Annotated in this window: 10 protein-coding genes; 6 read left to right on the top strand and 4 right to left on the bottom strand. The window is 34.0% G+C overall.

Annotated features, from left to right (window positions below; all coding sequences use genetic code 11):
* Window positions 1–8: 8 nt before the first annotated feature.
* From ACY2LT_RS00865 to ACY2LT_RS00855, 3 genes are read right to left on the bottom strand one after another with little or no spacing between them, the layout of a single operon-like run.
* Entirely contained in the window at window positions 9–326 is a 318-nt protein-coding gene (locus ACY2LT_RS00865) for an MGMT family protein (RefSeq protein WP_491815727.1), read from the bottom strand.
* Window positions 319–1,227 (bottom strand): lysophospholipid acyltransferase family protein, encoded by a 909-nt coding sequence (locus ACY2LT_RS00860; RefSeq protein ID WP_491815726.1) that lies wholly within the window; start codon window positions 1,225–1,227, stop codon window positions 319–321. The genes ACY2LT_RS00865 and ACY2LT_RS00860 overlap by 8 nt, the downstream gene beginning before the upstream one ends.
* The gene (locus ACY2LT_RS00855; RefSeq protein ID WP_491815724.1) at window positions 1,224–2,663 is read right to left on the bottom strand and encodes a GWxTD domain-containing protein; all 1,440 of its coding nucleotides are present in this window, start codon (window positions 2,661–2,663) and stop codon (window positions 1,224–1,226) included. The genes ACY2LT_RS00860 and ACY2LT_RS00855 overlap by 4 nt, the downstream gene beginning before the upstream one ends.
* 140 nt (window positions 2,664–2,803) lie before the next feature.
* Between ACY2LT_RS00855 and ACY2LT_RS00850 the strand changes: the two genes are divergently transcribed.
* The 6 genes from ACY2LT_RS00850 (at window position 2,804) to pgeF (ending at window position 11,644) form a co-directional block, all read left to right on the top strand.
* Window positions 2,804–3,556, top strand: a complete 753-nt coding sequence (locus ACY2LT_RS00850) for a slipin family protein (protein ID WP_491815723.1) — start codon at window positions 2,804–2,806, stop codon at window positions 3,554–3,556.
* Between the two features lie 163 nt (window positions 3,557–3,719).
* Entirely contained in the window at window positions 3,720–7,268 is a 3,549-nt protein-coding gene (locus ACY2LT_RS00845) for a multifunctional oxoglutarate decarboxylase/oxoglutarate dehydrogenase thiamine pyrophosphate-binding subunit/dihydrolipoyllysine-residue succinyltransferase subunit (protein ID WP_491815721.1), read from the top strand.
* Window positions 7,269–7,307: 39 nt separating this feature from the next.
* Entirely contained in the window at window positions 7,308–8,294 is a 987-nt protein-coding gene (locus tag ACY2LT_RS00840; RefSeq protein WP_491815720.1) for a Gfo/Idh/MocA family oxidoreductase, read from the top strand.
* Between the two features lie 62 nt (window positions 8,295–8,356).
* Complete coding sequence (locus tag ACY2LT_RS00835) at window positions 8,357–9,016, top strand: hypothetical protein (RefSeq protein WP_491815718.1); 660 nt, start codon at window positions 8,357–8,359, stop codon at window positions 9,014–9,016.
* A complete protein-coding gene (locus ACY2LT_RS00830; RefSeq protein WP_491815717.1) occupies window positions 9,016–10,917 on the top strand; it encodes a ComEC/Rec2 family competence protein in 1,902 nt (633 codons plus the stop codon). Before ACY2LT_RS00835 ends, ACY2LT_RS00830 begins: the two co-directional genes overlap by 1 nt.
* Window positions 10,907–11,644 carry a peptidoglycan editing factor PgeF gene (gene pgeF, locus ACY2LT_RS00825; protein ID WP_491815716.1) on the top strand — a complete coding sequence of 246 codons (738 nt, stop codon included), beginning with the start codon at window positions 10,907–10,909 and terminating at the stop codon, window positions 11,642–11,644. Before ACY2LT_RS00830 ends, pgeF begins: the two co-directional genes overlap by 11 nt.
* A 104-nt stretch (window positions 11,645–11,748) precedes the next feature.
* Here the strand turns inward: pgeF and ACY2LT_RS00820 are convergent, their stop codons facing one another.
* Complete coding sequence (locus ACY2LT_RS00820; RefSeq protein WP_491815715.1) at window positions 11,749–14,157, bottom strand: TonB-dependent receptor; 2,409 nt, start codon at window positions 14,155–14,157, stop codon at window positions 11,749–11,751.
* Between the last annotated feature and the right edge of the window lie 30 nt (window positions 14,158–14,187).

Below are 14,187 nucleotides of genomic sequence, written 5' to 3'. Positions count from 1 at the left end.
AATTCAATTTAATAAATTTCTGGTTCCCATAAAAAATTTTTGAGGTCGACGCATCCATTAATAAACTCAACACCTTCGGCAATTAGCATTTGTTCCATAAAATCGGGTGTCGGGAAATTGTGTTTACCAGTTAGCTCACCGTTTCTATTGACAACGCGATGAAAAGGCAAATCAAGTTTGCCAGCTGCTGCAGCACACGCCATTCCGACTAATCGAGCTGAACGAGAAATTCCCAAAGCACGAGCAATTGCACCATAAGTTGTAACCTTACCATAAGGTATTTGTGCAATAACTTCATAAACACGGAAATAAAAATCATCACTCAATTTTTTTGTAGTCGACGGAATGTTTCCAGCGTTTATGTTCCCATACCCACTGTTCCGGGGCTTTAAGTATTTGTTTTTCAAGTGCTTCGACATGACGACGAGTAAGAATTTTAATATTTTCCTTGCTATATGATAAGTCTGAAAAGTCAAGTTCCTTTAGATCAATTGTATAAGTGAAATCATCATTACGAAAGGCAAAACCATAAACGATAGGTGTGCGAAAACGTAGAGCGAGTTCAGCCGGAGCATCATAAGTGAGGGCTGGGGTAGCAAAAAAATCAATAAAATTATCTTTACCGAATTTTGCAGATTGATCTACAAGCATAGCAATGGCTTCATTTTTTCTGATAGCATGGACAATTTGACGAGCTGCATTGTTCATCGGGACAACATTATTCCCAAATTTTGTTCTTGTTTTCGTGATAGATTTATTGACAAATTTGTTTTTCTGTTTTTGAACAATTACGTTTATTGGCACTTTACTGTAAATCCCAGCAGCAATTGCAGCATATTCCCAATTCCCATAATGAGCAGAAAGAAAGATAAGTCCTTTATTTTGACTTAGAAGTTGAGGAACTAACTCTATATTGTTTATTTTAATAAGTTTAGTAATATCTTTTTCGCTAAAATATTCAGCAGCGGAAGTTTCAATAAATACAATAGACAAATTTTGGAAAGACTTGCGAGCAATTTTTTTAAGTTCATCAAAAGACTTACCAGGGAAAGCTATTCTAAGATTATAAAGAGCAATTTTTTTCCTTTTGCTTGGTATTAAAAATAAAAAGTTACCAATACACATCCCCAAATGACCACGAAATTTTGGTGGAAGCAAGGAAGCAATCCATCCAAGAATTTTCATTAATATATATGTAAAATAATCGATTAAAACTGATTTTCTCATCTATACTTTCTCATATCCTCATCAATTTGATAATCTTTTCTGTTTTCTTTAGTAATTGGAACATATAATTCATACCAATCTTGATTGTATATTTCGCCTGATTTTGTAGAATGGACTTGTTGAAAATTACCAAAACCTCCAACATCAACAAAATAGAAATAAACACCACCTTCAAGCTCTGAATAGAACCAAACTTCGTAAGCACGTTCATTTCCTCTTTGAGGGAAATAATCTTTGTTCGACGGTTCTCCATATTTCAGAAAAGCACGACCGCGATCTGTATCCCAGCCATTTTGCTTTCCACCCCAGGAGAAAAATTTATTAGCCTGATCGATTCTTTTCTTATAGTTATACCGGGCTAAATTAATGGAAGAGGTTGTATCTGTGTTTCTTCGCTGCCAGAAAGAAAAGAGAAAACGAGCTTTCGCAGTAGGGTCAGAAAGCAAGCGGAATTGGTCTATTTCTTCTTTTGAGGCAATAAATCGAACTTGTTGAAATTCCTGATTTAACTGATCTTCGGACATAGTTGCAAATTCTGAAAGCTCGAAAGTATGGTCGATGCCACGAGAAAGCTCTAAAACCGGGGGCAAATCAGGGTTAATTAAGTAAAACTTTTTGGAAATGGTAACAGAATCGTATGAGTTTATTGCCTTTGCAGCTACAACTAAATTGTAAACTCCTGTAGGAATAGCATCCAGAGGAATTTCGATTGTTTCAACCATTCCATCAAATAATGATTTCAGTTGCTTTGGGAAATAAAAGACTTCGCGATTTGCACCATCAAATATATAGTAATGCAGTTGAACACCATCAGGAGAAACTTTATTTGCATTGTATATTTCAAAATAAGATTTAAGTGAAGGCGAACTTCCATATATTTCTGCTGATGGATTTGGATAAACATACAGAGAATTACGTAAAAATTGTTCATTTGCAAAAATTCCGGAATTCTTCTGGTTGAGAATTAGGTTTGCCAGCACAATATCGCTAAGTTCAAGACGGTCGTCTTTCATTTTGCGAATAAATAAATCAAATTTTGCAGATTTCGCATAATTTTTTTGATTGAGATCTGTAACTGAAAATTCTACTGTGTATTGTCCTTCTTTTAGTCGAAAAGAACGAACGCCGAACAATTTTACATCGCTATCCGGATTAATTTCATTTACATTGTATGTTGTTATCCATTTGTCTTCGAATTCTAAGCCCAATGAACTGAAAAATTTGATATTAAACTGAATTTTTGAGACAAATAAATTATCTTCGTAAACAAATTTTACATCTCTCTCATCGAAAGAATAATATAGATTCCATTCATAAAAATCTGAGCCTAAATAAAACTGAGCAGAAGAAATATCAATCGACAATTTGTCTTGATTAGCAAATGAAGAAGTTATACACAAAAGAAAAACAGAAATTATACAAAAAGTTTTATTCATCCCGAATATCTCAATAATAATTTTTCACAAAATCGATTGAATACAATTTAGTTAAAATGAAAATGATTTTCAATAAATAATAAACTAATTTAATATAAAAGACGTATAATATAAATATTTCTTATTTTTGGAGAACTGTTATGGAATTCACTTTCGTCTTAGTGCTATTCATAATCTTAATAATAAGTTCATCAATCAAAGTAATCCGCGAATATGAAAGAGCAGTGGTTTTCCGATTAGGACGGTTGATAGGTTCGAAGGGACCAGGATTAATAATATTAATCCCTTTTATCGATAAGATGGTGAGAGTGAGCCTTCGGACAATTGCTTTCGACGTCGAATCGCAAGATGTGATAACCAAAGATAATGTGTCCATCAAAGTAAATGCTGTTCTATATTTCAGAGTAATGTATCCAGATAAGGCTATTGTTGAAGTTGAAAACTATTTGTACGCAACCAATCAAATAGCCCAAACTACTTTAAGAAGTATTCTTGGACAAAGTGATTTGGATGAATTGCTATCTGAGCGTGAAAGTATTAACAGGAAACTTCAAGCAATTATTGATGAACACACAGAACCGTGGGGAGTAAAAGTAACATCAGTCGAGGTGAAACAAATTGATTTACCAATAGAGATGCAGCGAGCAATGGCAAAACAAGCAGAAGCTGAACGTGAACGCCGCGCAAAAATTATACGTGCAGAAGGAGAAAATCAGGCTGCAAAAACACTCACCGAAGCAGCAGCTCAAATTCAGGAATATCCGGTTGCTCTTCAATTGCGTTATCTGCAATCGCTCACCGATATTGCTTCTGAAAAGAATTCGACCACTGTTTTCCCAATTCCAATTGATTTAATTAAGCCATTTATTGAGAATTATTTAAAGAAGGAATAGTTTTTTTACTTATTTCAAGACTAAATTTAAAAGGCTGTTGTTGCAAAACAACAGCCTTTTTGTAAGTTGCACTTGATATTATTAGTAGAAGTGATGTTCTACAATGTAATATTGACAAAAACGTTAAGAGATTATTAATTTATTCAACAATTTTACGATAAAAATGAGCGAAATAAATTCAGCATTCGTTGAAGAACTATACTATAACTACCTTCGGGACCCACATTCAGTAAGCAAAGAGTGGCAAGAATACTTTTCACAAAAAGGTATTATCAAACCAAGAACAAGTGAAAAGCCAGAAACTGCACCTATTCAAGCTACTAAAATCCAAGAAGATGCTGAAATTGAAATATTATCCTCAATATCAGCAAAAATTGCAGAAAATATGGCAAAAAGTCTGGAAATTCCTACTGCTACATCTGTCAGGACTATTCCGGTAAAATTACTTGACGAAAACAGGCAAATCATTAATAAGCATCTATTAAATATAAAGAGAAAGAAAATATCATTTACTCACATTTTGGCTTGGGCAATCGTAAAAGCGTTAACAAAGTTTCCGCAGATGAACTCACATTTTGATGTAATAGATGGGAAACCTGCAAAAATCAGAAAGAAACATATCAATTTAGGTTTGGCGATTGATTTGGAACGCAAAGATGGTTCACGTCTGCTACTTGTGCCAAACATTAAAAATGCGGAAGAGCTCACATTTTCTGAATTTATTGAGCAATACGATTTATTAATAGACAAAGCACGCAACAATAAGCTTGATTTAGCCGATTTGGAGGGCACAACTGTTACATTAACAAATCCTGGAATGATTGGAACAACGCACTCAAGTCCAAGATTAATGAAAGGACAGGGTTTGATTGTTGCAACCGGTTCGATTGACTATCCAACAGAGTTTCAGGCAGTAAACCCAGCGATATTGACTGATATGGCAATATCCAAAGTCGTAACAATTACTTCAACATACGACCACAGAATAATTCAAGGTGCCGAAAGTGCTGAATTTCTTGCATACATTTCAAATTTATTGTTGGGTAAAGACAATTTTTATTATCAAATCTTTTATAGTCTGGATGTTCCTTTCGAACCACTACATTGGCAAACTGATATTGAGAATAAAAAAACATATCCGTTGAATATCGAGGATAAAATTGAGAAAAATGCGCATATAATGCTGATGATTAATGCTTATAGAGTGCGGGGACATTTATTAGCATCAAGTAATCCATTAGGAAGAGCAGTATATTATTATCCGGAATTAGATCCTGCATATTATGGGCTGACAATTTGGGATTTAGATAGATATTTTCACGCTGATGACAGTTGGGAAAAGAACGAACTTACATTCAGGGAAATTTTCGAAATACTTCGAAGTACTTATTGCGGGCATATTGGATATGAATTTATGCATATTCAGGCTCCGGACAAAAAAGAATGGATAAAAACAAAGCTCGAAACAAAGAGTTTAAAACCAAAAATCTCCAAAGAAGAAAAGATACAAATTTTACATAAGTTAATAGATGCTGAATTCTTTGAAAATTATTTACATACAAAGTATATCGGGCACAAGAGATTTTCTTTGGAAGGTGGCGAAACATTAATAGTTCTGCTTTCGCAACTATTTGAGAAAGCAGCCGAACATCATCTTAATTCAATAGTAATTGGAATGGCACATAGAGGACGGTTGAACGTATTAGTTAATAATGTTGAGAAAAAACCTGAATTAATATTTAATGAATTCGAAGGCGACTATGCACCTGAATTGGATCAAGCAGCAGGCGATGTAAAATATCATTTAGGCGACAAAGGAAAATATACCGGGAAAAACGGACATACTTTGGAGATACTTCTTTCTCCAAATCCAAGTCATCTTGAATTAGTTAATCCGGTAATTGCCGGAATGGCAAGAGCAATAGATAATAAGATACAAGACGGAACTTATTCTAAAGCCTTACCGATAAACATTCATGGTGATGCTGCATTTGCTGGCCAGGGAATTGTTGCAGAAACGTTAAATTTATCACAGTTGGAAGGATACAAGGTTGGCGGAACAATTCATATCGTCGTGAATAATCAAATTGGATTTACTACGCCATCGGACGCCTCTCGTTCCACTTATTATGCCACTGATATTGCAAAGATGATACAATCGCCAATTTTGCACGTGAACGGAAACGATCCGGAAGCGGTTTTTGAAGCAGCGATTTTTGCAATGGAATATAGAGAAGCGTTTAAAAGCGATGTAATTATAGACCTATTATGCTATCGCAAATACGGGCACAATGAAGGAGATGAACCTACATACACTCAGCCATTGCTTTACAAAAAAATAAAGTCAATGCCGCCTATTTCAAAAATTTATCAGAATGAACTCATTAGAGAAAAAGTTATTAATAATCAAGATGTAGAAAATTATTTATCCAGTATTAAGCTAAAATACGAAGAAGCATATAATAATAGAGTGTTTTTCAAAGGACAGAAAAAGTTTGAATTTTTCTTGAAGGAAGGCAGAACAATTTCGCCGTATTTTACGGCTATCCACGATAATTTACTTAAAGAGATAACAGAAGCAATAACTACTATTCCTGATAATTTCAATCTGAACCCGAAATTAAAGCAATTTCTAAAGAAGCGATACGAGATGGTGTTTGATAGTGATGGAGCAATAGATTGGGCTATGGCAGAAGCTCTGGCGTTTGGATCGCTGCTGGTTGAGGGACGAGATGTAAGATTTAGCGGACAAGATAGCAGACGAGGAACATTCAGCCAAAGACACGCTGTTCTCTATGATTATTACAATGAAGATATTTACATTCCTTTAAATCATATTCGCAAAAATCAAGGGAGAATGAGGATATTCGACAGTCCGTTGTCTGAAGTAGCGACACTTGGATATGAATATGGCTATAGCATTATTGCAGATAGTGATTTAACGGTATGGGAAGCACAATTTGGAGATTTTGCAAACAACGCTCAAACATTTTTTGATCAATATATTAGCTGCGGTGAAGTAAAATGGGGGCAAAATTCTAATCTGGTTGTTTTGCTGCCTCATGGTTATGATGGACAGGGATCCGAGCATTCGAGCGCCCGATTAGAAAGGTATTTACAATTATGTGCTGATGAAAATATGATTGTTGGGAACTTCACAACCCCTTCGAACTATTTCCACGCATTGCGTCGCCAGTTGCTACTTACTCATAAATTGCCAATGATACTAATGACACCAAAATCGATGTTACGTCATCCGCTTGCAGTATCAAAAAGAGATGAATTTATCTTTGGTGAGTTTCATCATATTTATGATGATGAAACAATAATTGATAAAAGCAATATTGATAGGTTGATTTTGTGCACCGGCAAAATATATTACGAACTTTTTGAAGAAAGAATTAAAAGGAATATCAGCAACATTTCAATTATCAGGATTGAGCAACTTTATCCGCTGCATAAAGAATTGCTGCAAAATATCATCGATAGTTACTCTAATGCAAAAGAGATTTTATGGGTTCAGGAAGAACCACAGAATATGGGTGCATTCCCCTATTTATACCCAATTTTTATTGAGATGATTGATGATATGAAGAATAGATTTCGCTATATCGGACGTCGTGCTTCTGCTGCAACTGCTACGGGTTCACATAAAAAGCATATTTTGGAACAAGAAAAGATTATTGAAGAAGCAATGAAATTTGAAAAATAAGAGAAATATTATCTTATTAATAAAGAAACGGGGATTAAAATGCAAAAAATCAAAATTGGAGTTATTGGAACAGGTCATTTGGGTTCAATTCACACAAAATTGTGGAAGCATAACCTTGAAGTGGAATTAGTCGGGATATACGATGTAGATAAAGATAAAGCAATAAATATTGCAAATGAGTATTTAATCAAATCATTTGATTCGCTTGAAGAATTATTTATGAATGTGGATGCTGTAACAATTGCAAGTCCAACCACAACCCATTACGATGTTGCAAAATTAGCAATTGAGAACAATAAGCATTGTTTTATTGAAAAGCCGATTACTTCGACTTACAAAGAGGCTACAAAATTGATAGAACTGGCTGAAAAAAGTAATGTGCTTATTCAGGTAGGACACGTTGAAAGGTTTAACCCAGCTATAAAAGCATTGAAAGATACTCGTATCGAACCATTGTTCATTGAAGCACACAGATTAAGTCAGTTCAAGCCCAGAGCTACAGATGTGTCTGTTATTCACGATTTAATGATTCACGATATAGATTTAATCTTATGGCTGATAAAGTCAGAAATAAAATTGCTTGACGCAACAGGTGTTTCTGTAATTACGGAAACAATTGATATTGCGAATGCTCGAATAAAATTTGAAAACGGAGCAGTTGCAAATTTGACTGCGTCGAGACTCTCGGCACATCCAATGCGAAAAATGAGAATATTTCAGAAAAATGCATATATTTCAATTGATTTCGGCAATCAAGAAGTTGAACATTTTTACTTGTCAGAAAATATTTCAGATGAGAGTGCAGAATATGCCCATTTGCTTGGCTCTATACAAGATGGACTGAAAAACCAGAATATATATTATTCAAAACCATCTGTACCTAAATTAAATGCCATTGAAGAAGAACAAAAAGCATTTATTAACGCCATTAAGTATAATGAACCTATTGCTGTTGATGCATATTCAGCTGCAAAAGCACTGAAATTTGCAGAAGAAATATCACGTCAAATTGAAAATCAAAGATAAAAAAAATATACGGATTATTTTAAATTTAGTATTTTTCTCACAATCAATATTTTTTGAATTTTATGAAAAAGTTTGTTCTACTTTTATTCTTTGTTTTAGTTGTATCTTGTGATAATCCAGAGAAGAAAGATGCCATTGCAGGAAGTGAAAAATTGGCTAAAAATTCAGAAAATTACGTTCAAGGTAGAAAAGTAATTACAGGCGATGATACTTGTCAGATTCATTATAATAATAATTCGGACAATAATATTTCGAATGCAACTGATACAAATCTAATAAACAGGCAAAGACTACTTAAAGCAACGCACGAAAACAGTCATACAATAAGTTTACGCAAAGCAATAGATTTGTTTAATTCCAATCAATCGATTAATAAATACATTTCAAAATTTGCATTTGATGGTAGTGGAAATTCAAATATTGGCAAATTAACTTCGAATGACGAACTTTATTCTTTTGCGAGGTTGCATCAGGAAGGCTATCTAACCGGCAAATTTATAATGGTAAACTTTGCTGAAAATAAAAATGGCACCTTTGATCTGGATGTAATGTTTCAGCATAAACAGGATAAAATTTTTCGGTTTGTTATGGAATTTGATAAACAGAATAATATATTTGTAATCAAGCAAGTATATTCACCTGCAAAATATGACGAACAGACGGTAAAGTTTTATAGAAAACTTTACTCAATATATTTAAATGATGAAGGTTTTGGAGTATAATGAGGACATTTCTGGGATATAGATATTCAGAAATACCTGTTTTCTTTTCTTTAATTTCATTTCTAACCGGTTTTATCACATTAAATGTGTTTTCAAATATTAGTTATTTAGCGTATGTATTAGCAGCAATTTCATTGTTAATAATCATATCAACTTACATTAGAAAACTATTTTTTTGGTCATTTATTTTTGTATCATTTCTTTTCGGTATAATTTATGCTTTTGCAGTGCCATCAACAAGAATCAGTAATCCTTATCCAATCGACCTTGAATTTAAAGCATTTTGTGATGGGAAGATAATTTCTATAAAAAATAGCGATGAAAATAAAGTAAATTTTGTTTTCGAAGGCAAAGTGTTTATCCCAGACTTCAAAAAACCAGTTGAGCAAAGAGTATTTGTCAAGTATTACAATCCATCTATTGAACTATACTCTGGCGATAGAATTAAATTTTCAGGTAAAATACGTTTGCCAAGGAAAAAAGTATTACCTAACGAATTCGATGAAGAGCAGTACTACGCGGGACAGGATATTCAGTGGATTGCAATTGCAGAAAAAGTATCAATTGTAAGCAAACCAATGAACCTTTATTATTATAGAGATTTAGTTCGGCAAGGCATAAAGAGTGTTTCGGGAAAATTGTTTGATAATGAACAAAGCAGTGTTATAAATGCAATACTTCTGGGAGATAAATCATCGATTACTCCTGAAATCAGACAACTCTATGCATATTCCGGAACCGCACATGTGCTTGCTCTAAGCGGACTTCACATAGGCGTAATTAGTTTTGTAATATACATATTTATTGGAATTTTCAGAAATCACCATATAAAGTTTGTGTGCTTCGTTTTAGTATTGTTGCTGTATAATTTCATAACTGAATTTCAACCGTCGGCAGTAAGAGCAAGTTTGATGGCAATAATGATATTATACGCAAAATACTATCAAAGGCAATACACTTTGCTAAATGTAGCAAGTGCTGTAATATTATTTTCAATTATTTTCTCACCCAATTTAATATATTCAATAAGTTTTCAGATGTCGTCGCTTGCAATATTGGGTATTTCATTGTTTTTCAAGCCAATAAATAATTTTCTGAAAAATATTTTATCTGATAAAAGCAAAATTTTGATGTATTTAAGAGGAAGCATAGCTATCACTTTTTCTGCTTCAGTGGTTCTTTCGCCTCTCGTAGCATATTATTTTAATACATTTTCTTTGATTTCATTTGTTGCAAATTTATTTGTTGTGCCAATATTTTCATTAGTATTGATTAGCTCGTTGATAGCAATAATAATATCGTTATTTAGTTTTTCTATTGCGTCATATTATGCATATTTTACAACTTTTCTGCTTTTATTAACGAACAAAATCAATCAACTATTAATTTCTATACCATTTTCATATATCTCTGGAGAAACATCGCTTTATTATTCATTATTGCTCTGTTTTGCCATTATATATATTTTTTCTTCGACTAGCACAAGACTTACAATTTCGAGAACAATAGTTTGTATTTTAACGATACCTTTATTTATATATTTCTCAAATCCAACGTTTGATAGCTATACGATTAAGAACAAAAAAATATATCCTCGCAATCAACTTGTAGCATCATTTTTCAGGTATAGCAACGATACTGTGTTTGTATATCTTGCAGATAGGAAGCCAGCTCAATATCCCAAAAATGATTACTATCTTGTTGATTATTTGAAAAAAATACCAGATGAATTAATTATTGCTGTCAATGGAAATGCTGGAATTAATACAGCAGATATATTAAAAGAAACGCGAAAATTCAAATATATTGAGCTTGCTCCTTCTGTTCAGAAGGAATTGGAAGCTAAGCTTTTTCCAAATACTTTTGTATCTCAAATCATTCAGGTGATTGATGAAGATTAAAATTCACAAGCCATCTATTTTTCCTAACAATAGAATAATTGCAGGAATTACTGAAACTAATTACAATAGATTTTCAGGGGGTTTTTCCATTTTTCCTGCGAAAATTTATTCTAATGAAGAAGTTGAATATTTCAGGAAAATACTGGCAAATAATCTTGGTTTTAAACGGCAAAATTTAGTTTTTCAGAAGCAGGAACATAGCGACAACATTCAGGTTATCGATAATTCAAATATCGAAGAAATCAATTTATCAGATGGAATGATAACCAATCTGAAACAAGTAATTTTAAATGTAACGGTTGCTGATTGTGCAGCAGTATTGATTTATGACAAGCAGAAGGAAGTGATTGGTGCATTTCATTCAGGTTGGCGCGGGACTCAGAAAAACATAGTAGCAAAAGGAATTCAAAAGATGGGTGAACAATATGGATGTTCAGCTAAAGATATGATTGTATGGATTTCACCTTCCGCAGGAAAGGAAAATTACGAAGTTGGGCAAGAAGTTGCGGAACTTTTTGCTGATAAATATATTAAACCAATTGAAAACAACAAATTTCTACTGGATATTAAAGGCACAATCAGAGACCAACTTCTTGAAAGTGGAGTTAATGAAAAAAATATTGAAATATCTGAGATATGTACAATTGAAAGTAGCCGTTTTCATTCATTTAGAAGAGACAAAGACATTTCAGGAAGAATGTCCGCTTTTATTGGTATGATAGAATAGAAAATCTTTGAAATAATATTTGCTGGAAAATCGATAAATAGAAAAGGGCGAGTGAACTCGCCCTGCATAAAATTAATTCAAGTTAATTATAAGTTACAACGCTATTACATTTGAATTCTAAAGCCAAGATAGACATTTCGTTCGGCTGCCGGGAAGAATTCCTTGCCTTCACCGCTTGCAGCATAGAGTTTATTGAAAAGGTTGTAGACGCTTGCACGTAATTCAATTGAGTTCAGTCCTAAGACCTTGCGAAAAGTGTAAGACAAGTCCAAATTATAAATGTTGTAAGCATCAACTATGTTATCGGTGTAGTAGTCCCAGTCAAGATGTTTTTTTATTTCTTCGTTAGTTTTAAGCATATCATCAAAATTATCAGTTCTGAATTCACCAACATATTTGCTCAAAAGCGATAAGTAGAAATCACCTATCTGATAAGTGAAACGCAAGTTTCCTAAAACATCCGGAAAGCCAGCTATGCGATTATCTTTTAGAGATACAACTGTACCTTGGTCAGTTAAGAAATCATACTCAACAATGTAATTTTTACTTAATGTTAAATTGCCTGAAATATCAAGTCTGCCAAATGATAAATCAAAAACATTTGCTGATGATTGCAATTCAATACCAAAGTGCCGAGTGCGGGGAGCATTGCCATCAATTGGGTTGCCGAAAATGTCTAATTTGCCACTTTTAACAAATTCGTTGTAATGCTCCATCCAGTAAGCATTGATGTTGAAGAAGTATTTTTCTGTTCTGAAATTGTAACCAAGTTCAAAATTCAGCATAGACTCCGGTTTAATAATAGGTTGAGAGAAATCGTATCTAACTGAGCCATCTGGCATTTTTTCGCCTTTAAACAGAGGCTTTTTACCAGTATAACTGCTACTTGCGTCGTAAAGATTTTTCATTCTTGGTTCACGAGAAGTGTAAGCAACAAAAGAATATATATTTGATTTATCATCTAAATTATAATTGATACCGAGACGAGGATTAACAAAGAAATAATGGATATTAAATAAATCGCCTCCATTGCCAACAGTGTCTCCATCTATGTTTATGTATTTAGTATAGTTAATTCCGGCTTTTTCGTTAGTAATTCTATATGAATGAAGCACTGTTTGTATTTCGCCAGTAAGAATTAAATTATCAGATAAATTGTGTTCTTCTCTTGCAAAAAATGAGAAAATATCCCGCTCTCCATTATATGAATAGAACTTGTAGTCAGGGTTGAAATTTGCTGGCAAATTATCAGCATATCTAATTTTTCCCCAGTGCTCGGAGCGATGAATACGAAGTTCTCCGCCAAGTGTAAGCGTGCCGTTGTCGTGTTGCAGTTGCAAGCGAGGTATCCATCCGCCTTGTCTATTATAGACAAATGCTCTGATAATAGGATTTTCCGGATCTTTGACATCTGCTGGGAAACCGTTTTCAGGTGTTAGTCTGAAATTATTCTTGTCCATCCATCCAGTTCCATCAAAATCATAGAAACCTTTCCCAGAATAGAAGAATAATGTAGATTTAAGAGTTACATTGTCAGTAATTTTCCAATCGTTGAGCATTTCATAATGTGGCTGCGAGAAATTTTCAATTTCCTGTTTCCGGCGAACAGTAATCCAAGATACATTTTCGCCAGTGGAATCATACATCCAAAAATTATAGTTATTGCGGCGTAGATTTTTGTCTTTTATATATGATTTTGGTAGTCCATTATAAGCCAAACCATCAGCGAAAGGACCACCAAAGATATTGATTTGAGTCGTTAAGTTACCATCGAAGCGGGCAAAACCGAGGAAGTAACCATCAAGCCGAGCCCAAGATACATCACGGTAGCCGAAAGAATTGATTCGCGAAAGACGCGCATAAACAGCATACTTATCATCAATAATCCCGGATGACGCCTGAATGGAATATTTACTTGTATTTTGTTCATAGTTATCACCAAATTGTTGAAAACCGACACCAGTTTCCAATGTTGCACCGGGCTGAACAGTAAAATTAGAAGTTTCAAGGTTGATGCTACCTCCTATTGCAGGAAAACCAAAGTTGGACAAACCAGCACCACGCTGAACCTGAATATTATCAACGCTTGAAGCAATATCCGGGAAATTAATCCAATACATATTGTGGTCTTCCGGGTCGTTTTGAGGCACTCCATTAACAAGCACAGCAATTCGTCTTTGATTGAAACCTCGCATAGTTAAATTCGAGTAGCCAACACCACCTCCACTTTCTGAAAAAGCGAGTATGGAAGGAAGTTCAGAAAGCATCATAGGCAAATCTTTAAGAGTATGCTTTCGTTCAACTTCCGAAACAGTAATCTGAGCAAACGGGACCGGGCTTCGCCGTTCCTCTGCCCTGTTTGTAGAAATTGTAATACTTGGTGTTTTGAAAGCACGAAGTGAATCACGGCTTTCAGCTAATTCTGCAGAAGCAAAAGAATAATTCAACGCAATAAGTGCGATTAAAAAATAAAACTTTCCCATCTTGAAAAGCCCTTTGTTAAAGTTAAACATAAGCTTTTCCGATGGAGAATAAAGTTGAGA

It is taken from the genome of Eximiradius proteiniborus (genome assembly GCF_058546985.1).
Note: the sequence above shows the minus strand (reverse complement) of the source record. Positions and strands in the feature narration are given on the sequence as shown.